The sequence below is a fragment of the Bradyrhizobium sp. Pa8 genome (genome assembly GCF_052588265.1).
Map to the genome: position 1 here is coordinate 4,704,935 of NZ_CP176767.1, position 26,464 is coordinate 4,731,398.

A 26,464-nucleotide genomic window follows, 5' to 3' on the forward strand; every position below is an offset into this window, starting at 1 on the left:
GGCTATTGGAGAAACTCGCTTCCAATCCCCGTGATGGCAAAGGCAAGCCTGCCGAGGTCGGCATCCATGCCAATGTCACCGGCTTCAGTCGGAGTCCACGACCTGAACTTGAGCGTTATCGTTCTTCGATGATTGATCCGCTCTGTGGGGATGAATATCCGAAATAGAGCGGCATCGGATGAGCGAATTCGGGCGTTGCTCAATAGAACATCGTCAAGATAAACGGACACGCGCTGTTCGTACTTATATTGGTCTGACAGGAATCCTTTGGTGTTGATGGTAAAGACGGCAAACCTGGCACGCTCTGGCATGTCTTGGAATTGGGCGTCGATGGATGACCAGTCGCCATCGGACCAATTGATATTTTCGTAATTGCGCCATCCATCTGCAAATTGAAAGATGACCTTGCTGGGACTCACTTGCGGGTTTTGGAAGATTCGCGCACCGTCGATCCACCCTGTGGCAAGCGTTGCTACGGCGCCTGCTACCACGAAAGCAGCAGTAGCTTTGGGGGCTGCGCGTGGCGTGCGCGCCAAGCCATACAAGGTCGCGACCAGGATCAAGGCTGCGGCGTTGAACAGCAGGTCTTCGAATAGGCCCCATGCCACGAAGATGACCAGGCCGATCAGGATCCCGCGCCATGTTGCCGATGCGCGCGCTCTCTCGGCGACCGGCTTGATCGCGACAAACAGAAACGTCGGGAACGCTACGGCGCCGACGATGCCGAACAGCATCCAGGCGGCAAGAATGAAGTTGTGCGGGTTCCAGGCACCGAATGAGAAATCCCAAGCGTAGCCGAAGTTAAGATGCCGGACATACCAAGAGCGCGGCGCTCCCGTGATCGGGTGATAGGCGATCGCATCCATCGCATCGCGCCACATCATCAGCCGGATGCCAGTCGAGCCGAGTTCGGTTGGGTCTGTCAGCCAGGCTGCGGCGGCGGTGTAGATGACGACACATGCAACCAGCGACGCGGCAAAGAAGCCGCACAGCGCAATCACGAGCTGGCGATGGTCAAGGCGTGTTGCCAGCATCCGAAAGGCGAGGGATGCAGCGATCATCACCACGCCGGTTCGCGAGAATGTCGCCAGCGCCAGCACGGCGAATAGCACGGCAAGCCGTCGCGCCCTGCAATGCAATGCGACATTCAGCAGAAAGACAAGGAATGTCGCGAGATAGTTTCCGATCCCGAGCGGGGTGTCGATCAGGGTCTTGAGCATCGAGAGCGACAGCGGAGGTTGCTTATAGATGCCGTCCGCAAGGCTGACTAGCATCATCGCCGACAGCGCAATGCCACCAGCCATCAATGCGGCGAACAGGTCCTGGTCTCTCGTCAGGGGACGGACGGCAGAGGCGCAGATCACTGCGTACAAGAACGGAAGGTATAGGACGAGGTCGGTTCTATCTTGCAGAGGTGTGCTGAGTGATTGTCCTAATAGCGGAAGCGTCAGAAGCCCAAGCATGCAGGCGCCGACCGGGATTGATGGGCGGTCGATCGCAAGCAGGCAAATGGCCGGAATGATCGCGACCGGAAATGAAATTACAAAGTGGACGTTGCCCAGAAATATCGTCGCGACGAGCGCGATGGTTAGCCATCTGACTGCGGCCGTGTTGCGGCTTTCAACCAAAGGCAGTCTGTCCGCGGTGGATAATAGGGCCGACATGCCGGGCGCGCCAACCTAGTCAGTCGTCATGAATGGGAATTGATTTGCTTCCGGGCATGGCTCTGCCAAGCCCTGAAATGGCTGGGGCTTGTGCGTCTCGTATCTTCGCAAAGCGTGCACTGAAAAAAGAGAATTCGCGCCAATAGCGATCGATCTTTGCATGCAGGGCAATCGATCCATTTCTCGTCATGTTCCAAGGTTTCCTCCCGCCCGGGTGAGAAATCTACCACCACAACCCTTAATCGAGCAACCCACGGTTAAAGTTGCAGTTTTGCAACATCTAAGGACGCACGAGAGGCTCCAACACATGGCAAAACCGACCAACGCCGCGATGATCGCGGCGAACGAAGCCCTGTTCGCCAAGGCCGTGATTCGTCCCGAATGGCAGGGCCGCATCGATGCTGCGGCCAAGCGGCTCTGCCACCCGCAAAACAAGGCCTGGTTCACCGAGGAGTCCGCCCGGCTGAAGCGCAAGGGCTATGACGTGCCCTGGTTCATGATTGCGGTGACCAAGGAGATGGAGGCGGGGCCCGACATTCAATTCCTCCGGTCGATTGCGCAGGGCGACCCCTGGGACCGGCCCTCGGTCAACGTGCCCCGTGGGCGCGGTCCGTTCGATGACTGGTATGAGGCGGCGGACGATGCCCTGATCAGTTGCGCGCCCTACATGGCCCTGTGGAAGAACTGGACCATGGGCGGGGCGCTGACGATCTCGATGAAGTACAACGGGCTCGGCTACTTCACGAAGAGTGTGCCCAACCCATACCTGTTCTCGGGCACGACGGCCTACAGCCGCGGCAAATACATCCGCGACGGCGTCTATGACCCGACTGCCATCTCCCAGCAAGTCGGCATCGCTGCCCTGCTGCTCGGCATGCAGAAGTTCGATCCCTCGGTGACGTTCGCGAGCGACAACGTCGAGGCCCGGCCCTCGAGCGAGCCACCGAAGGACATCGTCGACGATGCGACCAAGGGCGCGCGTACGGCGCGTACGGCCGCGGGCGCGGGCGGCGCTGCCGCTGCTGCCAACGAGACGGCCAAGACCGGGGCCAAGACTGGCACGGTCGTGCCGAGCTCCACGCCGCTGCTCCCGTCGGTCGCCGCCTACACGATGATCGGTGTCGCGATCGCCGTGATGATTGCGGCGACGATCACGATCGCGAAGCGCAAGGCGGCCGTCGAAGCGATCTGGTAGGCCAGCGGGTTTAACCGCATCGTTCTGTGTCGGTACCTGTTTCGTTGTCGGTTTTGGAATCTGCTTTCCAAGATCCGGAAAAGACATTCCGGGCACGAAACGTCTCGTGAACGCAGGTCTCCATCGGGCCGCACTCCATCAACTCTCGAAAGTATCACAGCACATGATCCCTGCTCTTCGCGGCGCGCTGGCGCTCGCGCTTCGCGGCGGCGCGTTCCCCAAGCCCAACTGGCTCTACTGGCTGGACTTCGCCGCCTATCCGCTGCTGGCGCTCGCGCTCGCCGCGATCGACTGGCGTGATGCCAGCTGGCCAGCATGGGCAGCAGCCGGCTTCGTCCTCTTCACCTTCACTGAGTATTGGGTGCACCGGCTGCCGCTGCACGCCTGGCTCTACCACGCCCGCCACGAGCGCCATCACACTCACCCGCGGGAATACGTCGTGTTCCCGATCTACTACACGCCAGCCGTGTTCGCGCTCGCCTTCTTCGTCATGCCGCGCGCGATCTTCGCCGGCTTCGTCGTCGGCTACGTCTGGTTCCTGGTCTGGCACCATTTGCTGCATCACGCCGACATGAACAGTCTGCCGGCGCCGATCCGGCGCTATGCGCTTTGGCATCTCGCCCATCATCACGATGAGCGCTGCAACTTCGGCATCACCGTCCCGCTCTGGGACTTCGTGTTCGGCACCTATCGCCGCGTCTAGCGAGGACGCGCCATGATCCAGAGCGTCATCTACCTGATCGGCGCCGGCGTACTGGTGGCTCTGCTGCTTGCTGTCGTGACCATCCCATGGTGGGCCTCGCCGTCGGGCGAGGGGTAATCGCTTCTTTCGAAACAACTGGAGACGTCCATGCTCAAATTCGCTGTGCACGCTTCGCTGATCGGCGCGGCCATCGCGGTTTACGTTGTCTGGGTCCGCCCGAAGATCCGCAACCTGCCGCACATCAAGGAAATGTACGACCAGGCCGACGGGCTCTGGCAGCGCCTCCTGGTCTGGGTCCGCGTGCAATGGGACGCGATCGTGGCCAGCATCCTGATGGTCTGGCCGCAACTGCCCGACATCCTGCAGCAGATCTCCGGCGCCGACATGTCGGCGCTGATCCCGACCGAGACGACGAAGGTGATCAACCAGGTGATCGGCCTGATCCTGATCGTGCTTCGCGTGCTCAACCTCAGAGCCACCAACAACATCACGAAGTAGGGGCACCAATGGGCATGCTCACGGGGCTCCTGACGGGGCCGATCATCAGCGCGATTTGTGATGGCCTGTTCGGCCGGCTCGAGTCCGCCTGGGAGGCCTACGTCAAGAAGGAGATCAGCAAGGATCAGCTGATGGCGCAGATGCAAGCTGCGCTGATGGCGACCTTCCGCGACGTCGAGGTCGCCTTCTACGACAGCCTGTCGAAGACCTATGCGAGCTTCATGCAGGCGCTGGGCAACAGCCCCGTGATGCAGAAGGCCTGGGTTGCGGCCGTCGTCTCGCAACTGTTCGTGCTGGTCTGGCACCAGCTCTGCATCCCCTGGATCGTGATCGGCGTGCAGGCTGCGGGTTTTACCGGCTGGCGCTATCCGTCATCGGGCTCGACGATCGATTACGCCTATTTCCTGCTGATGGCCCTCCTTGGCGCGCCGGCCATCGCCGCGCGGGGCGGCCCCGGGTCAAGCACTTTCGTCGACGGGCTGAAGCGGCTCGTCGGAAAGTAGGAGAAGGCGGCAAATGAGCGAAGACGAGATCAAGACCATCATACGCGAGACTTTGGCGGAGGAACGGCGGCTCGCCAACGACACGGAAGATGCGATGGTTCTGAAGGCCGTTTCCGCAATCCTGACCTCCTTCGGCATCGAGGAGGATGACCGCAAGGAGTTCAAGGCCGATCTGATGCACCTGCGCCGCTGGCGCAAGAGCGTGGAGCAGGCCCAGACCGCGACCTTCAAGGCCGTCGTCAGTGCGATCGCAGCGGGCCTGATCGGCGCCGTATGGCTTGGATTCAAGACCGTGCTCGCGGTCAAAGGAGGTGGCTGATGGCATCGTTTCGTCTCGACGTAGCACTCATCGCCGCGGGCCTTGCGCTTTTGAGCTGCAGCACGCTGGCGCGCGATCTCGACGGCCGTCATGCGGCCTCGCCCTTGAAGCCGTGGTTCGATTCCCTGCATTCCGGGAAGGGGCCATGCTGCTCTGATGCCGACGGCTATGCGCTCTCCGACGTCGACTGGGAATCCAGAGGCGGGCGCTATCGCGTGCGGATCCCGCGCTGGCGCTTCGAGCCGACCGCAAGCGTGCCGGCGCCGCCGGCCGGGACCGAGATGATCTGGGTCGACGTCGAGGATGGGGCCGTGATCACGGAGCCGAACCGGGCCGGGCGCACCATGGTGTGGCCGATCTGGGGCTACCAGGGTCCGACGATCCGCTGCTTCATGCCCGGAAGCATGACGTGAGAGCGCTGCGGATCCTGGCGCTCGCGGCCTTCTTCGGCGCCGGCATTCCCTTCGTCGCGCTCGAGGTCAAGGCGTTCGCCGACCTCTACCGCGCCTATGCGCCCGGCTGACCGGAGACGTTCCGATCTACACGCCCTATCGCACCATCACGATCGGCGCGCGCACCCAGTACGTCGTCAAGGTCTCGATCGAAGACTACGACTTCCTGATGCAGTGGAAGTGGACCTATGCCGTCAGCCACAAGGGCGGCGGCCTGGTCTATGCCCGTCGCTCGGTCAGGGACGGGGACCGCAACGTCACCATCCTGATGCATCGGGTGATCATCGTGGAACGGATGGGGATCGAGCGGCCCAGCCTGAAGCACTTTGTGGACCACGACAACGGCGACAGCCTCGACAACCGCCGGGCCAACGATCGCAGCCGGCAGCAGCTCGCCTGGCTCACGGCGAAAGAGAACATGGCCAAGCAGTGCGGCCACATCTGCCGGCCGATCGTCAAGCCCGCGTTCTCTGTGCTGTCTGATATCCCGTTCTAGCCGATCAGCCGGTAGGCCTTCGCGCGTTTCCTGCGCGGCGGCAGCGTCGGCGGCAGCGTCGGCGGCTTGCCGGCGTTGATGGCGCGCATCATGCCGATGCGGGCGAACATGGCGGGGCCGCCGTGCTGGGCCACCAGCAGCAGCGCCTCGGTGGCCGCCTGCCACTCGGCCCGCCCCTGCGTCGCCGTCGGCAGGGTTTGGATGTAGCGGCCCGCCTCGAGCAACGTAGCGAGCTCGCGGCCATCGGGCAGGGGAATCGGATCGTCGAAGCGGCGCGACCAGCCTGCCTCGCCCATCAGCGCTTGTGCCACGGCCGGCTGCGGTCGCCCTCGATCGCGCGGGCCGCCTTGATCTGGTCGTAGCTGACTTCGCCCTGAAGCTCGGCCCACGCTTTGCGGAAATCGGCCTTGGCCCCGTCCAGGCTGCCGGCGCGCCCGCGGTGATGGCTGCGCTGCGGCACGTTCGGCAGGAAGCAGGACTATGACCAGGCCTTGCCGCCGCCGACCGTCTTGAAGATACGGCCGATGTTGATGTCATCCCAGATCACGACATAGTCGTCGGAGGTGGTCTCGCCGCCAGTGACGGTTCTTCGCATGATGAGGTCGTCGGGCATGGGGAACGAATAGAGAATTTTTTCCCACCCGAACAGGGGTGCTAAAAAGTGAGAAAACGAGGCCGGTTTTTGTCAATAAAATCAGCGGCGATTTAGCCGCTGGCGATCCCAGCAGGACTCGAACCTGCAACCCGCGGAGTAGAAATCCGCTACTCTATCCAGTTGAGCTATGGGACCGTCTTGAGGCCAGCCTCGGCTATCGCCTGCCGGTCTTCTATCACGCCAAATATGAAAAATCCTCGCTCCCGCCAAGTCTGAACCGAACCGTTTTCCTCAACGCCGCGACTAAGCGGAACGGTGGGGTGTCAGGGTGCCGGGTAGAGCGGTAGCGGACTGGACGATGGATTACATCGCCGGGAACGCTGGCCAGCTTCCGGGACACGGCCGCCGGTCGACGGGTCAGGTAGGGCTGCGCCATCAGGACGGCGTGCGCGGTGATATCTCGATCGGTCTCCTCAGGGCTTGCCTTGTCATGGCGAATGCGACGATTTGCACCTTTGGTTCCATCGCCTTGAGTCCGTCACCTTTCCGCGCATTTCATGCTCACGCGGCGTTCGCCGCGATTTCCGGGAGTCCATTATGATCGGTCTTGTTCGCGCCGTCACACTCTGCGCCACGCTGGCGCTCGGCCTTAGCGCAGCGCAGGCCGCCGACAAGGCGTTCAAGCGTGACGACCTCGCCGATTCCGCGATCAAGCTGGAGGCCCAGATCAAGAGCGAAGCGGGGCCGGTCGCCAAGACCAGCGCGACGCTGCGCACCGACGCCGACGCCGCCTTCCGGCGCAATGATTTCCGCACCGGGCTGTCGGTGCTCGGCCAGATCACCGCGACCACGCCGGAGGATACCGGCAACTGGCTGCGGCTCGCCAAGGTGATCTTCCAGATCTCGCCGAAAAGCTCGAGCGAGCAGACGTTCCTGCTGGAGCGTGCCTCGACCGCCGCCTACATCGCCTACCAGCGCGCCGGCAACCCGGGCGAGGAGGCGGATGCGCTCGCCGTGCTCGGCAAGTCGCTGGCCGAACGCAAGCTGTGGCGGCCGGCGCTCGATGCGCTGCGACTGTCGCTCGACATGCGCGAGGTCGCCGACGTCCGCGGCCAATACGAGAAGATGCGCGACGAGCACGGCTTCCGGCTGCTCGACTATACCGTGGACTCGGATTCGGCGAGCCCGCGCGCCTGCTTCCAGTTCTCGGAGGAGCTGGCCAAGCGCACCGATTTCGCGCCGTACCTCGCGCTGGCAGGCCAGGACAAACCGGCGCTGTCGGCTGAAGGCAAGCAGCTCTGCGTCGACGGGTTGAAGCACGGCGAGCGCTACAACATCAATCTGCGCGCCGGCCTGCCGTCCACCGTGAAGGAGGGCCTGCCGAAATCGGCCGAGTTCAACGTCTATGTGCGCGACCGCAAGCCGTTCGTGCGCTTCACCAGCCGCGCCTATGTGCTGCCGCGGACCGGCCAGCGCGGCATTCCCGTGGTCAGCGTCAACACGCCCGCGGTCAGCGTCAACGTCTTCCGGATCGGCGACCGCAACCTGATCAACACGGTCGTCGACAGCGATTTCCAGAAGACGCTGTCGCGCTACCAGCTTGCCGATCTCGGCGGCGAGCGCGGCGTCAAGGTCTGGACCGGCGAACTCGCGACCGCGATGACGCTGAACCAGGATGTCACGACCGCATTCCCGGTCGACCAGGCGCTCGGCGAGCTCCAGCCCGGCGTCTATGTGATGACCGCCGCGGCCAAGGGGCCGGGCTCGGACGACGATTACCAGCTCGCGACGCAATGGTTCATCGTCTCCGACCTCGGGGTCACCGCCTATTCCGGCAATGACGGCATCCACGTCTTCGTCAATTCGCTGGCCTCGACCGACCCGGTCGGCAAGGCCGAGGTCCGGCTGGTCGCCCGCAACAACGAGATCCTGGCGACCCGCAAGACCGACGACAGCGGTCATGTGCTGTTCGAGGCGGGGCTCGCGCGCGGCGAAGGCGGCCTGTCGCCGGCGATGCTCACGGTCACGAGCGAGAAGGCCGACTATGCCTTTCTGAGCCTGAAGGCCTCGGCTTTCGACCTGTCCGACCGCGGCGTTTCGGGCCGGGCGGTGCCTGCAGGCGCCGATGCTTTCGTCTATGCCGAGCGCGGCGTCTATCGCTCCAGCGAGACCGTCTATCTCACCGCGCTCTTGCGCGACGGGCAGGGCAATGCCGTTGCCGGCGGGCCGCTGACGCTGGTGATCGAGCGCCCCGACGGCGTCGAATTCCGCCGCGCCGTGCTCGCCGACCAGGGCGCCGGCGGCCGCACGCTGTCCGTGCCGCTCAATTCGGCCGTCCCGACCGGGACCTGGCGGGTCCGCGCGTTCACCGATCCGAAGGGCTCGTCGGTCGGCGAAACCACCTTCATGGTCGAGGACTACGTCCCTGACCGGATCGAATTCGACTTGTCCGCCAAGGACAAGCTGATCAAAGCTAACGCTCCGGTGGAGCTCAAGGCGGATGGCCATTTCCTCTATGGCGCGCCGGCTTCGGGCCTCCAGCTCGAAGGCGACATGCTGGTCGCGCCCGCGAGCGAACGCCCGGGTTTTGCCGGCTACCAGTTCGGCGTCGCCGACGAGGAGACCACCTCGAACGAGCGCACGCCGTTGGAGAACCTGCCGGAGGCCGACGCCAATGGCGTTGCCACCTTCCCGGTGACGCTGGACAAGCAGCCCGCCTCGACGCGTCCGCAGGAGGCGCAGATCTTCGTTCGCATGGTCGAGACCGGCGGCCGCGCCGTCGAGCGCAAGATCGTGCTGCCGGTCGCGCCCGCCAACGCCATGATCGGCATCAAGCCGCTGTTCGGCGACAAGAACGTCGCCGAGGGCGACAAGGCGGAGTTCGATGTCGTGTTCGTCTCGCCCGAGGGTGAGAGGCTGCGCCGCGACGGCCTGCGCTACGAGCTCCTGAAGATGGAGTCGCGCTACCAGTGGTATCGCCAGAACAATTACTGGGAGTACGAGCCGGTCAAATCGACTTCGCGCGTTTCCGACGGCGATGTGACGATCGCTGCCGACAAGCCGTCGCGGATTTCGCTGAGCCCGCAGCCCGGTCGCTACCGGCTCGATGTGAAGTCGAACGATGCCGACGGTCCGGTGACCTCGGTGCAGTTCGACGTCGGCTGGTATTCCGACGGCAGCGCCGATACGCCGGACCTGCTGGAAACCTCGATCGACAAGCCGCAATATGCCTCGGGCGACACCATGACGGTATCGGTGAACGTCCGCAGCGCCGGCAAGCTCACCGTCAACGTACTCGGCGACCGCCTGCTGACGACGCAGACCATCGACGTCAAGGAAGGTACCGCGCAGGTTAGGCTGCCGGTCGGCAAGGACTGGGGCACCGGCGCCTATGTGGTGGCGACGCTGCGCCGCCCGCTCGATGCGGCTGCGCAACGCATGCCGGGCCGGGCGATCGGCCTGAAATGGTTCGGCATAGACAAGCAGACCCGCACGCTCCAGGTGAAGCTGACGCCGCCGGCACTGGTCCGGCCGAATGCGACGTTGAAGATCCCGGTCAAGCTCGACGGGCTCAATCCGGGTGAGGACGCCAAAATCGTCATCGCCGCGGTCGATGTCGGAATCCTCAATCTGACCAATTACAAGCCGCCGGCGCCGGACGATTACTATCTCGGCCAGCGCCGCCTGAGCGCGGAGATCCGCGATCTCTATGGGCAACTGATCGACGGCATGTCGGGCACGCGCGGACAGATCAAGTCCGGCGGCGATGCCGGCGCCGGCGAATTGCAGGGCTCTCCGCCCGCGCAAAAGCCGCTCGCGCTCTACTCGGGCATCGTCACGGTCGCCGCCGACGGTACCGCCGAAGTGAGCTTCGATATCCCCGAGTTCGCCGGCACCGCGCGCGTGATGGCGGTGGCGTGGACCGCGACAAAGCTCGGCCGCGCCAACACGGATGTCGTGATCCGCGATCCCGTGGTGCTGACCACGACCTTGCCGCGCTTTCTGCTCAATGGCGACCACGGCACGGTCAACCTCGAGATCGACAATGTCGAGGGCCAGGCCGGCGACTACGTGATCAACGTGAAGACCGGCGGCCCGGTGAAGATGACCGGCAATCCCGCAACCACGGTCAAGCTCGCCGCCAAGCAGCGCAACGCGTTTACGCTCGCAATCGACGCGACGGCGGCGGGGCAGGCGACGCTCGACGTCGACATCAAGGGACCGAACGGCCTTGCGCTGGCACGTCACTATGCGCTCGACGTCAAGGCGGCGACGCAGGTGCTGGCGCGGCGTTCGATCCGGACGCTGGCGAAGGGTGAAAGCCTGACGCTGACCTCGGACATGTTCTCCGATCTCGTCCCGGGCACCGGCAGCGTCTCGGTTTCGGCCAGCCTGTCGACGGCGCTCGACGCCGCAACGATCCTGAAGGCGCTCGACCGCTACCCCTATGGCTGCTCCGAACAGATCACGAGCCGTGCCTTGCCGTTGCTCTATGTCAACGAGCTCGCCGCCGGCGCGCATCTGGCCATGGACACCGAGGTCGACCAGCGCATCCGCGATGCGATCGAGCGGCTCCTGGCGCGCCAGGGTTCGAACGGCTCGTTCGGCCTGTGGTCGGCCGGCGGCGACGATGCCTGGCTCGACGCCTACGTGACGGACTTCCTGACCCGCGCTCGCGAAAAGGGCTTTGCGGTGCCGGACGTGCTGTTCAAGAACGCGCTCGACCGTATCCGCAATTCAGTCGTGAACGGCAACGAGCCGGAGAAGGACGGAGGGCGCGATCTCGCCTACGGCCTCTACGTGCTCGCGCGCAATGGCGCGGCGCCGATCGGCGATCTCCGCTATCTCGCTGATACCAAGCTCTCCAATCTCGCAACCCCGATCGCGAAGTCGCAGCTTGCGGCCGCGCTGGCGCTGGTCGGCGACCGCAATCGCGCGGAACGCGTCTACGGTGCCGCCCTCGACGGCCTCGCGCCGAAGCCGGTGCTGGAGTTCGGCCGCACCGACTACGGCTCGCAGCTTCGCGATGCCGCAGCGCTGGTCTCGCTCGCCAGTGAAGGCAACGCGCCGAAGGCGACGCTGACACAGGCGGTGTCGCGGGTCGAGACCGCGCGCGGCCTGACGCCCTATACCTCGACGCAGGAGAATGCGTGGCTGGTGCTGGCGGCGCGCGCGCTCGCCAAGGAGAACCTGTCGATGGAAGTCGACGGCCAACCGGTCAAGGCCGCGCTGTACCGCAGCTACAAGGCCGTGACGCTGGAGGGAAAGCCGCTGAAGATCACCAACACCGGCGATGCGCCGGTCCAGGCGGTGGTCTCGGTGTCGGGCTCGCCGGTCACGCCGGAGCCGGCTGCATCGAACGGCTTCAAGATCGAGCGCAATTATTTCACGCTCGACGGCAAGCCCGCCGACATCAGCAAGGTCAAGCAGAACCAGCGTTTCGCCGTGGTGCTGAAGATCACCGAGGCGAAGCCGGAGTACGGCCACATCATGGTGTCCGACTATCTGCCCGCGGGCCTCGAGATAGACAATCCGAAGCTGGTCTCGTCCGGCGAGAGCGGCACGCTGGACTGGATCGAGGACGGCGAGGAGCCCGAAGATACCGAGTTCCTTGACGACCGCTTCACGGCGGCGGTCGATCGTGCCTCGGACTCCAAGGCGGTCTTCACCGTCGCCTACGTCGCGCGTGCGGTTTCGCCCGGCAAATACGTGCTGCCGCAGGCCTATGTCGAGGACATGTACAATCCCTCGCGCTACGGCCGGACCGGGACGGGTAACGTCGAGGTGCGGGCGGCGAAGTGAGTGGTGAGATGAGCAACGCGAGGTTTCCGCAAACTCCGTCGTCATGCCCGGGCTTGCCCCGGGCATCCACGGACTTTGGCGCTGCCGCCAAGAACGTGGATGGCCGGGACAGGCCCGGCCATGACGGAGCGAGGGGCTGGGGCTTTCGCGTCCTTTCGGGCCTCGCGCTCACGCTCATCCTCACCATCGTCGGCTTCGTCGCCTGGGTCTACTCGCTCGGCCCGCTGCCGCTCGACGAGGCGCGCCAGGTCTCCACCACAATCGTCGATCGCAACGGAAAACTGCTGCGCGCTTATGCCATGGCCGACGGCCGCTGGCGGCTGCCGGTCGATGCCAAGGCCAACATCGATCCGACCTATCTCAAGCTGCTGCTCGCCTATGAGGACCAGCGCTTCTACGCACATAACGGTCTCGACCCGCTCGCTCTCGGGCGCGCCGCACTGCAGCTCACCACGCGCGGCCACATCGTCTCGGGCGGCTCGACCATCAGCATGCAGCTTGCGCGCCTGATGGAGCCGCGGCGACAACGCTCGCTCTATGCCAAGCTGCGCCAGATCGTACGCGCGATCGAGATCGAGCGCAGCATGAGCAAGGACGACATCCTGGACCTCTATCTCGCGCTGGCGCCCTATGGCGGCAATCTCGAAGGCATCCGCTCAGCCTCGATCGCCTATCTCGGCAAGGAGCCGAAGCGGCTCTCGCTGGCCGAGGCCGCGCTGCTGGTGGCGCTGCCGCAATCGCCGGAGACGCGCCGGCTCGATCGCTATCCCGAGGCGGCACGTAAAGCCCGCGACCGCGTGCTGGACCGCATGGTCGAGGAGCATGTGGTCAGCCTTGAGGACGCGAAGCAGGCCAAGGCCGTGCCCGTGCCAAAACTGCGTAAGCCGATGCCGATCCTTGCGCCGCATGCCTCCGACACGGCGCTTTCGACGGTCAAGGATACGCCCGTCATCAAGCTGACGCTCGACGCCAATCTGCAGAAGGTGCTGGAGCCGCTGGCGCGCGACCGGGCCATTGCGCTCGGGCCCAACATTTCGGTCGGCATCATCGTGGTCGACAATGAGAGCGGCGACGTGCTCGCCCGCGTCGGGTCGGCCGACTATTTCGACGAGAGCCGGGCGGGGCAGGTCGACATGACCCGCGCCGTCCGCTCGCCGGGTTCGACGCTAAAACCCTTCATCTACGGGCTCGCCTTCGAGGACGGCTTCGTCCACCCCGACAGCTTGATCGACGACCGGCCCGTCCGCTTCGGCTCCTACGCGCCGGAAAATTTCGACATGACGTTTCAGGGCACGGTGCCGGTGAAGAAGGCGCTGCAATTGTCGCTGAACGTGCCGGCGATCGTACTGCTCGACCGCGTCGGCGCGAGCCGGCTGTCGTCGCGACTGCGGCAGGCCGGCGGCAATCTGGTTCTGCCCAAGGACGAGGCACCGGGGCTCGCGATGGGACTCGGCGGCGTCGGTGTGACACTGCAGGACCTCACCCAGCTCTATACGGGCTTCGCCCGGCTCGGCACCACCATGCCGTTGCGCGACCTCATGACCGGCCGGGACGATCGCGAACCGCTGCGGCTGCTGGATCAGGTCGCGGCCTGGCAGGTCGGCAACGTCCTCCTGGGCACGCCGCCGCCCGAAAATGCCGCCCACAACCGCATCGCGTTCAAGACCGGCACCTCCTACGGCTATCGCGACGCCTGGTCGGTCGGCTTCGACGGCCGGATGACCATCGGCGTCTGGGTCGGCCGGCCCGACGGCGCGCCGGTTCCCGGCCTGATCGGCCGCGTGGCCGCAGCCCCGATCCTGTTCGACGCCTTTGCCCGCACCGGCAAGACGCTGGCCCCGTTGCCGAAGCCGCCGAAGGGAACCCTGGTCGCCAGCAACGCCAAGTTGCCATTGCCGCTGAAGCGGTTCCGCCCGGTCGGGGACCTGGTGCGGACCGGCAGCGAGCAGGCGCTGCACATCCAGTTCCCGCTGAACGGCTCGCGGATCGATGTCGACCGTTCCGGCGGCGAGGGGAGCGCAGCCATGCCGGTAAAGGTCGCCGGCGGCGTCCTTCCCATGACCGTCCTGGTTAATGGAACGTCACTCGGCGAGATCGACGGGCGCCGCCAGCGGCTGATCGATCCGCCTGGTCCGGGCTTTGCGCGGCTGACCGTGATCGACGCCACTGGCGCCGCGGACACAGTTGTCATTCGAATTCAATGACCCCGCCTTAACCGGTTGTCGGAATGACGGTTTCAGCGTAAGCGGAACCAATGGCCGAGACCTATCCCAGCCCCCGTTTTGGAGCCCCCCGCGAGCCGAAAGCGCCCGTAAATCCGGGCAGCCGGCTCGTGTCCATGCTCGACGTCGCCACGGCCAGCCACGCCCGCGCGGTCGGCTTCCTGTTGCTCTGCGCGCTGCTGCTATTCCTCCCGGGCTTCTTCACCATCCCGCCCGTTGACCGCGACGAGGCGCGCTTTGCGCAAGCGACCAAGCAGATGGTCGAGAGCGGCGATTATGTCGACATCCGTTTTCAGGAAGACGTCCGCTACAAGAAGCCGGTCGGCATCTACTGGTTGCAAGCGGCCGCAGTTGAAGCCGCATCAGCGCTCAAGCTGCCGAAGGCCGAATTGCGGATCTGGGTGTACCGGCTGCCGTCGCTGATCGGCGCCATCGGCGCCGTGCTGATGACCTATTGGGCCGCGCTCGGCTTCGTCACGCGGCGCGCGGCGGTGCTTGCCGCGCTGCTGATGTGTGCCTCCGTGCTCCTCGGCGTCGAGGCGCGGCTGGCGAAAACCGATGCGATGCTGCTGCTCTGCGTGACCGCCGCGATGGGCGCGATGTCGCGCGCCTATCTGTCGTGGCAGCGCGCAGAGGATGAGACCCATCCGCCCTGGAGTTGGCCCGCGATCTTCTGGACCGCGCTCGCCGTCGGCATCCTGATCAAGGGTCCGCTGATCCTGATGTTCGCAGGCCTGACCATCGTCGCGCTCGCGATCCAGGACCGCGACGCCTCGTGGCTTTGGAAGCTGCGTCCGCTCTGGGGCCTGATGTGGATGCTGGTCCTGGTGCTGCCCTGGTTCGTCGCGATCTTCTGGCGCGCCGGCGATGCCTTCTTCGCCGATTCAGTCGGCGGCGACATGCTGAGCAAAATCGGCGCCCAGGAATCCCATGGCGCGCCGCCCGGACTGTACCTGGCGTTGTTCTGGATCACGTTCTGGCCGGGCGCGCCGCTTGCGGCGATGGCGGCGCCGGCGGTGTGGCGGGCTCGGCGCGAGCCCGGCGCGCAGTTCCTGCTGGCCTGGCTGATTCCGTCCTGGATCGTGTTCGAGGCGGTGCTGACCAAGCTGCCGCATTACGTGCTGCCGCTGTATCCGGCGATCGCGATCCTCACCGTCGGTGCGCTGGAGCGCAATGTCCTGTCGCGCTCGTGGCTCGCGCGCGGCTCGGCCTGGTGGTTCGCGATTCCCGCTGCCGCCTCGATCATCGCCGTGGTCGGCGCGGTCATGCTGACGCGGCAACCGGCGTTCGTGGCATGGCCGTTCATTGCGGCCTCGCTCATCTTCGGTCTGTTCGCCTGGTGGCTGTTCGACACCAATCGCGCTGAGCGTTCGCTGCTCAACGCACTGGTCGCAGCCCTGATGCTCGCGGTCGTGGTCTACGGCATCGTGCTGCCGTCGCTGACCCCGCTGTTTCCGAGCATCGAGATCGCACGCGCGCTTCGCAACGTCACCTGCGTCGGGCCGAAGGCAGCCGCCGCCGGCTATCACGAGCCGAGCCTCGTGTTCCTGACGGGCACGCAGACGCTGCTGACCGACGGCTCGGGCGCGGCGGATTTCCTGCGGCAGGGGAGCTGTCGCTTCGCGCTGATCGAGCAGCGCTCGGAGCGCAGCTTCGTGCAGCGCGCCGAGGCGATCGGGCTGCGCTACAAGGTCGGTACGCGCATCGACGGCTATAATTTCTCGCAAGGGCGCGCGATCTCGATCTCGATCTTCCGCTCCGAAGGCACTGAGTAGCATGCCGGCGCCGACCGACATCGCGCCGCGCCCGGGCTACCCCGCGCAATTGCTCGCGGTGTCGGGCCGTGCCCTGGCGCAGCTCGTCCGCACGCCTTCGCATTCGCGCCGCGCCGAAGCCGCGCGAAAGCTGGCGCGGCATTCGCTGTGGCTCAGCGCGGCCGGTGCGGCCTTGATCATCGTGCTGCTGCTTGCGTTCGATCAGACCGAGATCCAGCTGATGCCGGCGCGCGGCACGCCGAGCCTGTGGCCGATCCGCATCCTCACCGATTTCGGCAAGGACGAGTATGTGCTCTCCGTGCTCGGGGGGACGCTGGTGGTCCTGGCGCTCGTTGCAGCGGGATTGCACGGCACCCGTCGCGGATTGCTGCTCGGCCTTGGCACGCGGTTGCAGTTCTTGTTTCTGTCTGTCGCCCTGTCCGTGTTCGTTGCCGAGATCCTCAAATATCTCATCGGTCGCGGACGTCCGTTCGTGGGCGGCAAGGCCGATCCGTTCAACTTCATCCCGTTCGAGGGAACGGGGGCTTATGCCAGCCTGCCGTCGGGTCATGCGGTGACGGCGTTCGCGCTGGCGTTTGCGGTCTCGGCGCTGTGGCCGCGCCTGCGCGTGTTCATGTTCACTTACGCAATCGTGATCCTGCTGACCCGGCTGGTGCTGCTCGCGCATCATCCGAGCGACGTCGTCGCCGGCGCTCTGGTCGGCATGGTCGGCGCCATGGCGGTGCGCTACTGGTTCGCGGCCCGGAGGCTCGGCTTTGCCATCCGCGCCGACGGCACCATTGTGCCTCTTGCGGGGGCGGTCTCGGGCCGCCTCAAAAGGGTTGCCCACGGGGCATCCGCCCCATAAAAGCGGCTGCCTGCCGGGACCGCCGGTTCCCCGGGGCAGGCCAATTCCAACCACGAGCTTTCGATTTGTCGTCGTCCCAGCCTTCGGTTTCCATCGTCGTTCCCGTGCGCAACGAAGCCGACAACATCGCGCCGCTGATCGAGGAGATCGGCGCGGCGCTCGACGGCCGCTGGGCCTATGAAATCATCTACGTCAATGACGGCTCGACGGACGCCACCGGCGAACGGCTCGGCGCGGTCATGCAGCAGCGGGACAATCTCCGGCAGCTTCGCCACGCCAGGTCAGGCGGCCAGTCGGCAGCGGTGCGCAGTGGCGTGCGCGCAGCGCGCGGCGCGATCGTGGCGACCCTCGACGGCGACGGGCAGAACAATCCCGGCTTCCTGCCGGACCTGATCGCGGCGGTCGAGAAGGGGGCGGGCCGCGTCGGTCTCGCTGCCGGTCAGCGTGTCGGACGCAAGGACACCGGCTTCAAGAAATTCCAGTCGCGCGTGGCGAACGGCGTCCGCAATGCAATCCTGAAGGACGGAACGCGCGATACCGGTTGCGGCCTGAAGGCGTTCCGGCGCGACGTGTTCCTGATGATGCCCTATTTTGATGGTCTGCATCGCTTCCTGCCGGCGCTGGTGCGCCGCGAGGGCTACGAGATCGCCTATGTCGACGTGATCGACCGGCCGCGCCATTCGGGCGTGTCAAACTATGGTTTCTTCGACCGGCTGTGGATCGGCATCATGGATCTCGTCGGCGTGTGGTGGCTGATCCGCCGCAAGAAGCCGACACCAGACGTGACTGAGGTGAAGGCATGATCATTCAATACGGCCAGGCGCTGAGCAACTATTTCTACGACGTCTTCGTTGCCAAGTTCGACTTCTGGCTCGCGTTCGGCCTCGTCGCGCAGCTGTTCTTCACCGCGCGGTTCCTGGTGCAGTGGATCGCGAGCGAACGGGCCGGCAACAGCGTGGTGCCGATCGCGTTCTGGTTCTGCTCGATGGGCGGCGGCATGATGACCCTGATCTACGGGGTCGTGAAGCGCGAGCCCGTCATTATCATCGGACAGCTGTTCGCGACCATCATCTACATCCGCAACATCATGCTGATCTGGAACAACCACGGCACCGCGTCGAAGACGCTGGATCGCTAGAGCCTTTCATTGCTTAATTGAATCGGAGGGGATTCCGGTTTTTGGCGGATTGTGATTCAAGATGCTGACTGGATTGGAGGCCAGCATCGCATGACCCGACCTCTTTCCCTGGATCTTCGCGAGCGTGTGGTGGCGTCGGTTTTGGCGGGCGAGAGCTGCCGGTCTGTGGCGGAACGGTTTGGTGTTGCGGTCTCGTCGGTTGTGAAGTGGTCACAGCGGCAGCGGGCGACCGGCTCGGTTGTGCCTGGCAAGATGGGCGGTCACCGCAAGCCTGTGCTTGATCCGCACCGCGCCTTCATCGTCGAGCGGATCACTCAGACGCCGCACCTGACGCTGCATGGTCTGAAGGCGGAACTGGCAACCCGTGGGGTCAAGGTCTCACACAACGCGGTCTGGCTGTTCCTGCGTCGGGAAGGGCTGCGGTTCAAAAAAAACACTGTTCGCCCTCGAACAGGCTCGCGCCGACGTCTCTCGTAGGCGCCAGCGTTGGCGATCCTGGCAGGCCGGACTTGATCCGGGCCGGCTCGTCTTCATCGATGAGACCTGGATCAAGACCAACATGGCCCCTTTGCGGGGCTGGGGCCCCAAAGGGGCACGCCTGCGCGGCTTCGCCCCACACGGTCACTGGCGTACCCTCACATTCCTCGGCGCGCTCCGTCATGACCAACTCACGGCACCCTGCGTCTTCGACGGCCCGATCAACGGCGAATGCTTCCGCGCTTATGTGAAGCACCTTCTCCTGCCAACCCTGCGCGAAGGCGACATCGTCATTCTCGACAATCTCGGAAGCCACAAGTCGAAAGCTGTCAGGCAGATGATCCAGGCTGCTGGCGCCAGGCTCTGGTACCTGCCGCCATACTCGCCCGACCTCAACCCGATCGAACAGGCCTTCTCCAAGATCAAACACTGGATGCGGCAAGCTCAGAAGCGCACCATCGAGGACACTTGGCGCCACATCGGTCACCTCGTCCACGACATCCAGCCTCGCGAATGCGCCAACTACTTCGCCAACGCCGGTTATGCTTCAGTCAAAATGTGAAACGCTCTAGCGCGGCAACGCCGAGGCCGCGCCGGAGGCGGGCAGGACGGTATCCGCCTCGCTCCTGCGATACGGCTCGCCGGCGGCATCGAGCACGGGATAGGCGACCGAGCAGATATGCGAGTGGATGCGGCGCAGGTCGCGCAGCACGTCGAGATGCAGCGAGGTGGTCTCGATGGTCTCGGGGCGGCCCTCGCGCAGGCGGTCGAGATGACGCTCGACAGCGGCGAGCTCGGTGTTCTTCAGCGTGGTCTTCTCCACCAGCAGCTTGCGTGCTTCATTGGCATCGCCCGACATGAAGACGCCGAAGGCGATCCGCAGCGAGTCCATCGTGCGCTTGTGGAAGGCGGCGAGTTCCTCGGCGCCTTCGGCCGAGAACTGGAAGCGGCGCTTGATCTTCTTGGTCGCGAGTTCGCTCAGGCTCTTGTCGATGATATCGCCGATATGCTCGAGGTTGATGGCGAAGGAGATGATCTCCATCGCGCGCCGCCCCTCGCTCTCGTCGAGGCTACCCCGCATCAGTTTCGTCACATAGAGCTTGATGGCTTCGTCGAGGCTGTCGACGACATTGTCCATCTTCGAGACCTGGTCGACCAGCGCGCGGTCGCCGGTCATCATCGCCGCCATCACCTTGCGCAGCATGACCTCGACGAGGTCGCCCATGCGCAAGGTCTCGCGCGCGGCGTCGGCGAGCGCCAGTGACGGCGTCTCCAGCGCGCTCTCATCGAGATAGCGCGGCCGGGCCGGATCGTCTTCCCGGACGCGATCGGGCAGCAGCCGGGTCAGGAGCCGGGACATGGTGTCGAGCAGGCCGATGAAGATGACGGCCGTGCCCACGTTGAAGGCGATGTGGAAGGCCGCCGTCATCCTGGCGAGATCGGGCTGCCAGGCGTGCATGTGCTCGGCGATCCCACTCAGGAACGGCAGCACCAGCGCGATCCCGATCACGCGGTTGGCGAGATTGCCGAGCGGCAGGCGGTAGCTCGCGGGATCGTCGCGCCGGGTGCCTTCGAACACGGGGTTGATGGCGCTGCCGAGATTGGCCCCCAACACCAGCGCGAGGGCTGCGTAAGGCGTGATGAACTGCGAATAGGCCAGCGACATGATCAGAAGCACGCTGGCGACGCTCGAATGCACCGCCCAGGTGACGAGCGCGGCGATGACGATGCAGAGCACGGGATCGCCCGTGATCGCAGACATCATGACACGAACACCCGGCGCGTTCTCCGCCGGAGCCAGCGTGTCGAGCAGGATGTGCAGCGACAGCAGCATCAAGCCGAGGCCGATGAAGACGCGGCCGATATCCTTGATCCGCGACCGCGGGCCGGAGCGGAAGGCGACGAGCCCGAGCACGAACAGGACGGGCGCAACGGCTGCGATGTTGAACGACAGCACCTGCACGATCAGCGTCGTGCCGACATTGGCTCCCAGCATGATGGCGAGCGCGGCAGTGAGGCTAACGAGGCCTTCTGCCGCGAATGAGCTGGTGATCAGCGCCGTCGCCGTGCTGCTCTGAAGCAGCGCGGTGAGGCCTAGCCCGGCGGCGAACGCGTTGAATCGGTTGCCAAGTGCCTTGCCGAGCAGCCGCCGCAGGTCCGGGCCGAAGGCGCGCAGAATCCCGCTGTGGACCATGTGCAGGCCCCACAGCAACAGCGCCACGCCGCCCATCAGATCGAGCAGAACCAACGTTCCCATGCTCCGCGTCCGGATTGGAGTCGATTGGTGAGGCTAGCGCCAAACGTCAGCGGTTCAAACCCTTTGTTGGCGCATCCGCGTTTAACGTTTGCGGCGGTTGCGCGTTCCCGCGGCGCGTTTTGCGCGTCCGCCGGCACGATTGCCGCGTCCCGAGGCGCGATGCCTTGTGAGCAGGCTCACATTGCCGCCTTGAGGGCAGCGAAGCCGCGATCGAGATCGGACTTGAGGTCGTCGACGCTTTCGAGGCCGATGTGAAGACGCAGGGTCGGGCCGCCCGGCGACCATTTGGTGGCGGTGCGATAGGCGTCGCAATCGAAGGGAATCACGAGGCTCTCGAAGCCGCCCCAGGAAAAACCCATGCCGAACAGCTTGAGCGTGTCGAGCATGGTGTCGACGGCCTTCTGCGGCGCCGGCTTCAACACGATGCTGAACAGGCCCGACGCGCCGGTGAAGTCGCGCCTCCAGATCGCGTGGCCCGGATCGGTTTCGAGCGCCGGATGCAGCACGCGCGCGACCTCGGGTCTGGCCGCGAGCCAGCGCGCCATATCGAGCCCCGAGCGATGATGCTGCGCCAATCGTACCGACAGCGTGCGCAGGCCGCGCAGCGCGAGGAAGACGTCATCGGGGCCGGCGCAGACGCCGAGCAGGCGGATGCCTTCGGCGATCTGCGGCCAGGCCTTGGCGTTGGCCGAGATGGTGCCGAACATGATGTCGGAATGGCCGCCGATATACTTGGTGGCGGCCTGCATGCTGATGTCGACGCCCTGGTCGAGCGAGCGATGATAGAGCGGCGTCGCCCAGGTGTTGTCGTCGATGACGAGCGCATCGCGCGCATGCGCGACCTCGGCGATGGCGCGGATATCAGGCATCTCGAACGACTGCGAGCCCGGCGCCTCCACCAGCACCGCGCGGGTGTTGGGCTTGAACAGCCTGTCGATGCCCGCGCCGATCAGCGGATCGAAATAGGTGGTCTCGATGCCAAGGCGCGCGAGCATGCCGTTGCAGAAATTGCGCGAGGGCCGATAGACGTTGTCGCAGACGAGCAGATGATCGCCGGTCTTCAGCACCGAGAGCAGGGTGGTGGAGATCGCCGAAAGGCCTGACGGCACGATGCCGACGCCGGCGCATTGCGGCCCCTCCAGCGCCATCAGCGTCTCCTGGAACGCCCTGGTGGTGGGGGTGCCGTGGCGGCCGTACTGGAACTCGCCGCGATGGGCGTGCAGGTCCTCGGCGGTCGGATAGAGCACGGTCGAACCGTGAAACACCGGCGGATTGACGAACCCCTTCTGCGCCTTGGTGTCGCGGCCGGAGGTCACCAGCCGGGTCTCGGCGTGCTGTTGGGAGGGGTGCGAGGAATCCATGCGTCTGCTTTCAAAACCGCGTTTCCACCGGGCGCGCCGCGCCCGCGGGCCGGCCGAAGGCCGCTGCCGTTAATAACAGAACACAGAAGAGTCCCGTCAACCCCTTGACCCGGCTCGCTAGTCGTTCTGAGATGCGCGGGTGCTATTCAGTCGCCGCATGTTGAGGGGCTGCCGCGACCTTCGATCCATCGTCTGACCGGACCTTGCGTCACAGCCATAACGGCGGGCGCCTGCGGCGAGGATTAAGGTATGGCCTCCCGGGATGGGCGAGTGTTCGGCAAGGTTTTCCAGCATGACTCTTGCAGGGCCAGTCGTGATGCGGCTAGGCCTGGCGGAGACGATCCCAAAGACGCCATTCCTGACCTTGAGACGACTTTGAAAGGCCTTCAGCCCATGAAACGCGTAACTCTGGCTCTCACTCTCGCTCTCGCCGCCGGCCTCTCCGCCCAGGCCGCCGATGCTCAAACGCTCAAGACCGTCAAGGACCGGGGCATGCTGTCCTGCGGCGTCAGCCAGGGCCTGCCCGGCTTCTCCTCGCCCGACGACAAGGGCAACTGGACCGGGCTTGACGTCGACCTCTGCCGCGCGATCGCCGGCGCGATCTTCAACGATCCGACCAAGGTCAAGTACGTGCCGTTGTCCGCCAAGGATCGTTTCACGGCGCTGCAATCCGGCGAAATCGACGTGCTCTCGCGCAACACCACCTGGACCATCTCGCGCGACACCTCGCTCGGCGCCAACTTCACCGGCGTGACCTATTATGACGGACAGGGCTTCATGGTGAAGAAGTCGCTCAAGGTGAATTCGGCGCTCGAGCTCAACAGCGCCTCGGTCTGCGTCCAGACCGGCACCACCACCGAGCAGAATCTCGCCGACTACTTCAAGGCCAACAACATGAAGTACGAGGTGATCGCGTTCGGCACCAACGACGAGACGGTCAAGGCCTATGAAGCCGGGCGCTGCGACGTCTTCACCACCGACCAGTCGGGCCTGTATGCCAACCGCCTCAAGCTTGCCAATCCCAACGACCATATGGTGCTCCCCGAAATCATCTCGAAGGAGCCGCTCGGGCCGATGGTGCGCCACGGCGACGACCAGTGGTTCGACATCGTGAAATGGACGCTGTTCGCCCTGGTTACCACCGAAGAGCTCGGCGTGACCTCGAAGAACGTCGACGAGAAGGCGAAACTGGAAAATCCGGAGCTAAAGCGCGTGCTCGGCAGCGACGGCAATTTCGGCGAACAGCTCGGCCTGACCAAGGACTGGGTGGTGCGGATCGTGAAGGCCGTCGGCAATTACGGCGAGGTGTTCGACCGCAACGTCGGCGCCGGTTCGCCGCTCGGCATCAACCGTGGCCTCAACAATCTCTGGAATAAGGGCGGTCTTCAGTACGCGCCGCCGATCCGCTGATCCCGCCTGATCCGCGGCGATGAGCACCGAGGCTCGAAAACCGCCGGCCCAGATCGCGCTGAAGATCAGGCGCATTCTGGGCGGCAAGGCAGGCTGGAACGGCGTCGCCGTCCAGTTTGCCTTCGCCGCGATCCTGGGCTGGATCGGCTATGAGATCGTCTCCAACGCCCGGGCCAACCTCGAAAATCAGCACATTGCCGCCGGCTTCGGCTTCTTGCGGAACAATGCCGGCTTCGACGTCAACCAGACCCTGATCTCCTACACCGGCTCGGACACGTTCCTGCGCGTGTTCGTGGTCGGGCTGTTGAACACGCTCGTGGCCTCGGTGGTGGGCATCTTCTTCGCCACCGTGATCGGATTCATCGTCGCGCTGTGCCGGCTGTCGCCCAACTGGCTGTTGTCGCGCGTCGGCGAGATATATGTCGAGATCATCCGCAACCTGCCGCTGCTGTTCCAGATCCTGTTCTGGTACCTAGCGGTGCTCGCGGCCTTGCCAAATCCCCGGCAGAGCATCTCGCTGCTCGGCTTCGCCTTCGTCAGCAATCGCGGCCTCGTCATTCCGCGCCCGATCGGCGAGAGCGGCTTCGAGGCGTTCCTCGCGGTGCTGGCGTTCGGCATCGTGGCTTCGCTGGCCTTGCGCATCTACGCACGGCGCGCGTTGTTTCAGCGGGGGCAGATGATCCGGATCTGGCCTTATGTGCTGGGCCTGCTGTTCGCCCTGCCGCTCGCCACCATGCTGGTATCCGGTGTGCCCTTCACCTTCGAGGTGCCGCAGCTCAAGGGCTTCAATTTCGCCGGCGGCTCGCGGATCATCCCGGAGTTCGTGGCGCTGACGCTGGCGCTGTCGACCTACACCGCCGCCTTTATCGCCGAGATCGTGCGCGCCGGCATCCTGTCCGTCCACAAGGGGCAGATGGAGGCGGGCTCCTCGCTGGGCTTAAGCCGCGGCACCACGCTCCGCCTGATCGTCGTGCCGCAGGCGATGCGCGTCATCGTGCCGCCGCTGACCAACCAGTACCTCAATCTCACAAAGAATTCCTCGCTCGCGGTCGCGATCGGCTATCCTGACCTGGTATCGGTGTTCGCCGGCACGTCGCTGAGCCAGACCGGGCAGGCGATCGAGATCATTGCCATGACGATGGGCGTCTACCTCCTGATCTCGCTGCTCACGAGCGCCATCATGAGCGTGTACGGTTGGCGCGTCAGCCGGAGCCTCGGCGCATGAGCGACATCACCTCGTCCGCCTACGTCCGCCAGGACCTGCTCATCGAGCGTCCCGCGCCGGTGAAGACCACGGGCTTCATTGGCCTCGTGCGCACCCGCCTGTTCAATTCGCCGACCAACATCCTGCTCACGATCGTAGGCGCCTTGCTGCTCTGGTTCACCATCGTTCCCTCCGTCAGGTTCCTGATGGTCGATGCGGTCTGGACCGGCAAGGATCGCACGGCGTGCCTGACCGAGAATGCCGGCTTTACGGTCGGCGCCTGCTGGCCCTACATCCAGGCCAAGCTGCCGCAACTGATCTACGGCTTCTATCCCGAGGCCGAGCGCTGGCGGGTCAACCTCTCGCTGATCCTGGCGGCGGCTCTGCTGCTGCCGCTGCTGATTCCGCGCCTGCCGGCGAAAGGACTGAACGCAAGCCTCTTCTTCTTCGCCTTTCCAGTGGTGGCGTTCTTTCTGCTGCACGGCGGCGGCATCACCGGGTTCGGCCTGAGCTGGACGGCCGGCCTGCTGCAATTGTTCGACGACAGCATCATCGGCGCCGGGCAGGCTCTGCTCAGTCTCAGCAAGACCTCGGCCATCGCACCGCTCTTCTGGCTGGCCGGCAATCTCATCGTGCTGGTCGGCACCGCGATCTACTGGCTGATCTTTCCGCTGACCTGGCTGCGTGACCAGCTCCAGGGAACGGGCCAGTCGGTCTGGGCCGATTTCGCCATCACGGCGGCGATCGTCTCCCTGATCGCCTTCGTCGTCGGTGGCGGCGTTCGCACCGGCGGCCGGGCTCTGACATCCAGCATCGGCACCTTCATCGCCATCGCGGCCGTGATCAAGGTGATGGGGCTCGATCACGGCGGCCTGCCGGTCGTGGCCACGAATCTGTGGGGCGGGCTTCTGGTGACGCTGGTGGTCTCCGTGACCGGCATCGTCACCTCGCTGCCGATCGGCATCGCGCTCGCGCTCGGCCGCCGCTCGACCATTCCGCTGATCCGGATCTTCTCGATCGCCTTCATCGAGTTCTGGCGCGGCGTGCCGCTGATCACCGTGCTGTTCTTCGCGACCTACATGCTGCCTTTGTTCCTGCCGGGCAATTTCACGGTCGACGGCCTGGTGCGTGCGTTGATCGGCATTTCGCTGTTCACGGGCGCCTATCAGGCCGAGAACGTCCGCGGCGGGCTGGCCGCGATTCCGCGCGGGCAGGGCGAGGCGGCGGCCGCTCTGGGCCTGTCCTGGTGGAAGACGACCTCGCTGATCGTGCTGCCGCAGGCGCTGCGCCACGTCATTCCGAACCTCGTCAACAGCTTCATCTCGCTGTTCAAGGACACCTCGCTGGTCTCGATCGTGGCGCTGTTCGACCTGCTGGGCTCGCTCCGGGCGTCGTTCTCTGATCCGAAATGGTCGACGCCGTCGACCGCGTTCACCGGCTTTGCCTTCGCCGGGATCATCTACTTCATCTTCTGCTTTGGAATGTCGCGCTACTCGCTCTTCGTCGAGCACCGCCTCAACGCCCACCGTCGCAACTGATCGAGGTC

The 26,464-nt window shown here is 64.9% G+C and carries 23 protein-coding genes and 1 tRNA gene; 18 read left to right on the top strand and 6 right to left on the bottom strand.

Annotated features, from left to right (window positions below):
* Positions 1-2: 2 nt before the first annotated feature.
* The gene (locus tag ACKWRH_RS21670; RefSeq protein ID WP_445222266.1) at positions 3-1,664 is read right to left on the bottom strand and encodes an O-antigen ligase family protein; all 1,662 of its coding nucleotides are present in this window, start codon (positions 1,662-1,664) and stop codon (positions 3-5) included.
* A 307-nt stretch (positions 1,665-1,971) separates the two neighbouring features.
* On the opposite strand from ACKWRH_RS21670, the gene ACKWRH_RS21675 reads away from it, so the two are divergent.
* The 7 genes from ACKWRH_RS21675 to ACKWRH_RS21705 all read left to right on the top strand — a co-directional run bounded on the left by ACKWRH_RS21675 (position 1,972) and on the right by ACKWRH_RS21705 (position 5,830).
* Positions 1,972-2,859, top strand: a complete 888-nt coding sequence (locus tag ACKWRH_RS21675) for a hypothetical protein (RefSeq protein ID WP_445222267.1) — start codon at positions 1,972-1,974, stop codon at positions 2,857-2,859.
* Between the two features lie 163 nt (positions 2,860-3,022).
* Positions 3,023-3,562, top strand: a complete 540-nt coding sequence (locus ACKWRH_RS21680; RefSeq protein ID WP_445222268.1) for a sterol desaturase family protein — start codon at positions 3,023-3,025, stop codon at positions 3,560-3,562.
* A gap of 147 nt (positions 3,563-3,709) precedes the next feature.
* The gene (locus ACKWRH_RS21685) at positions 3,710-4,060 is read left to right on the top strand and encodes a hypothetical protein (protein ID WP_445222269.1); all 351 of its coding nucleotides are present in this window, start codon (positions 3,710-3,712) and stop codon (positions 4,058-4,060) included.
* 8 nt (positions 4,061-4,068) lie between these two features.
* A complete protein-coding gene (locus ACKWRH_RS21690; protein WP_445222270.1) occupies positions 4,069-4,563 on the top strand; it encodes a hypothetical protein in 495 nt (164 codons plus the stop codon).
* A gap of 13 nt (positions 4,564-4,576) precedes the next feature.
* Entirely contained in the window at positions 4,577-4,882 is a 306-nt protein-coding gene (locus ACKWRH_RS21695) for a hypothetical protein (RefSeq protein ID WP_445222271.1), read from the top strand.
* On the top strand, positions 4,882-5,295 hold the full coding sequence (locus ACKWRH_RS21700; RefSeq protein ID WP_445222272.1) for a hypothetical protein: 414 nt from the start codon (positions 4,882-4,884) through the stop codon (positions 5,293-5,295). The genes ACKWRH_RS21695 and ACKWRH_RS21700 overlap by 1 nt, the downstream gene beginning before the upstream one ends.
* A gap of 208 nt (positions 5,296-5,503) precedes the next feature.
* Positions 5,504-5,830, top strand: a complete 327-nt coding sequence (locus tag ACKWRH_RS21705) for a hypothetical protein (protein WP_445222273.1) — start codon at positions 5,504-5,506, stop codon at positions 5,828-5,830.
* Here the strand turns inward: ACKWRH_RS21705 and ACKWRH_RS21710 are convergent.
* The 3 genes from ACKWRH_RS21710 to ACKWRH_RS21720 all read right to left on the bottom strand — a co-directional run bounded on the left by ACKWRH_RS21710 (position 5,827) and on the right by ACKWRH_RS21720 (position 6,620).
* Entirely contained in the window at positions 5,827-6,141 is a 315-nt protein-coding gene (locus ACKWRH_RS21710; RefSeq protein ID WP_445222274.1) for a hypothetical protein, read from the bottom strand. The two genes, ACKWRH_RS21705 and ACKWRH_RS21710, sit on opposite strands and share 4 nt — an antisense overlap.
* Positions 6,126-6,290, bottom strand: a complete 165-nt coding sequence (locus ACKWRH_RS21715) for a hypothetical protein (RefSeq protein WP_445222275.1) — start codon at positions 6,288-6,290, stop codon at positions 6,126-6,128. The genes ACKWRH_RS21710 and ACKWRH_RS21715 overlap by 16 nt, the downstream gene beginning before the upstream one ends.
* A gap of 253 nt (positions 6,291-6,543) precedes the next feature.
* Positions 6,544-6,620, bottom strand: a tRNA-Arg gene (locus tag ACKWRH_RS21720).
* Positions 6,621-6,783: 163 nt separating this feature from the next.
* On the opposite strand from ACKWRH_RS21720, the gene ACKWRH_RS21725 reads away from it, so the two are divergent.
* The 8 genes from ACKWRH_RS21725 to ACKWRH_RS21760 all read left to right on the top strand — a co-directional run bounded on the left by ACKWRH_RS21725 (position 6,784) and on the right by ACKWRH_RS21760 (position 19,248).
* The gene (locus ACKWRH_RS21725) at positions 6,784-7,026 is read left to right on the top strand and encodes a hypothetical protein (RefSeq protein WP_445222276.1); all 243 of its coding nucleotides are present in this window, start codon (positions 6,784-6,786) and stop codon (positions 7,024-7,026) included.
* The gene (locus ACKWRH_RS21730; protein WP_445222277.1) at positions 7,023-12,227 is read left to right on the top strand and encodes an alpha-2-macroglobulin family protein; all 5,205 of its coding nucleotides are present in this window, start codon (positions 7,023-7,025) and stop codon (positions 12,225-12,227) included. The genes ACKWRH_RS21725 and ACKWRH_RS21730 overlap by 4 nt, the downstream gene beginning before the upstream one ends.
* 95 nt (positions 12,228-12,322) lie before the next feature.
* Entirely contained in the window at positions 12,323-14,431 is a 2,109-nt protein-coding gene (gene pbpC, locus ACKWRH_RS21735; protein WP_445222452.1) for a penicillin-binding protein 1C, read from the top strand.
* Between the two features lie 50 nt (positions 14,432-14,481).
* The gene (locus ACKWRH_RS21740) at positions 14,482-16,224 is read left to right on the top strand and encodes an ArnT family glycosyltransferase (RefSeq protein WP_445222278.1); all 1,743 of its coding nucleotides are present in this window, start codon (positions 14,482-14,484) and stop codon (positions 16,222-16,224) included.
* Between the two features lies 1 nt (position 16,225).
* Positions 16,226-17,071, top strand: a complete 846-nt coding sequence (locus ACKWRH_RS21745; RefSeq protein WP_445222279.1) for a phosphatase PAP2 family protein — start codon at positions 16,226-16,228, stop codon at positions 17,069-17,071.
* Between the two features lie 65 nt (positions 17,072-17,136).
* Entirely contained in the window at positions 17,137-17,874 is a 738-nt protein-coding gene (locus ACKWRH_RS21750) for a glycosyltransferase family 2 protein (RefSeq protein WP_445222280.1), read from the top strand.
* Positions 17,871-18,209: a lipid-A-disaccharide synthase N-terminal domain-containing protein gene (locus ACKWRH_RS21755; RefSeq protein WP_445222281.1), complete on the top strand. Its 339-nt coding sequence runs from the start codon at positions 17,871-17,873 to the stop codon at positions 18,207-18,209. The genes ACKWRH_RS21750 and ACKWRH_RS21755 overlap by 4 nt, the downstream gene beginning before the upstream one ends.
* 90 nt (positions 18,210-18,299) lie before the next feature.
* Positions 18,300-19,248 (top strand): IS630 family transposase gene (locus ACKWRH_RS21760; RefSeq protein ID WP_445215585.1). Its coding sequence is split into 2 segments (ribosomal slippage): positions 18,300-18,635 and positions 18,637-19,248, totalling 948 coding nucleotides; the frame shifts between segments, so codons are not numbered across the junction.
* Between the two features lie 6 nt (positions 19,249-19,254).
* Here ACKWRH_RS21760 and ACKWRH_RS21765 read toward each other — a convergent pair.
* Both ACKWRH_RS21765 and metC read right to left on the bottom strand, forming a co-directional pair.
* Positions 19,255-20,943 (bottom strand): Na/Pi cotransporter family protein, encoded by a 1,689-nt coding sequence (locus ACKWRH_RS21765; RefSeq protein WP_445222282.1) that lies wholly within the window; start codon positions 20,941-20,943, stop codon positions 19,255-19,257.
* Between the two features lie 176 nt (positions 20,944-21,119).
* On the bottom strand, positions 21,120-22,304 hold the full coding sequence (gene metC, locus ACKWRH_RS21770; protein ID WP_445222283.1) for a cystathionine beta-lyase: 1,185 nt from the start codon (positions 22,302-22,304) through the stop codon (positions 21,120-21,122).
* Between the two features lie 393 nt (positions 22,305-22,697).
* On the opposite strand from metC, the gene ACKWRH_RS21775 reads away from it, so the two are divergent.
* The 3 genes from ACKWRH_RS21775 to ACKWRH_RS21785 are packed head-to-tail and all read left to right on the top strand — an operon-like array spanning position 22,698 to position 26,456.
* A complete protein-coding gene (locus tag ACKWRH_RS21775) occupies positions 22,698-23,714 on the top strand; it encodes an amino acid ABC transporter substrate-binding protein (protein ID WP_445222284.1) in 1,017 nt (338 codons plus the stop codon).
* Between the two features lie 19 nt (positions 23,715-23,733).
* Entirely contained in the window at positions 23,734-24,939 is a 1,206-nt protein-coding gene (locus ACKWRH_RS21780) for an amino acid ABC transporter permease (RefSeq protein WP_445222285.1), read from the top strand.
* A complete protein-coding gene (locus ACKWRH_RS21785) occupies positions 24,936-26,456 on the top strand; it encodes an amino acid ABC transporter permease (protein WP_445222286.1) in 1,521 nt (506 codons plus the stop codon). The genes ACKWRH_RS21780 and ACKWRH_RS21785 overlap by 4 nt, the downstream gene beginning before the upstream one ends.
* The last annotated feature ends 8 nt before the right edge of the window (positions 26,457-26,464 follow it).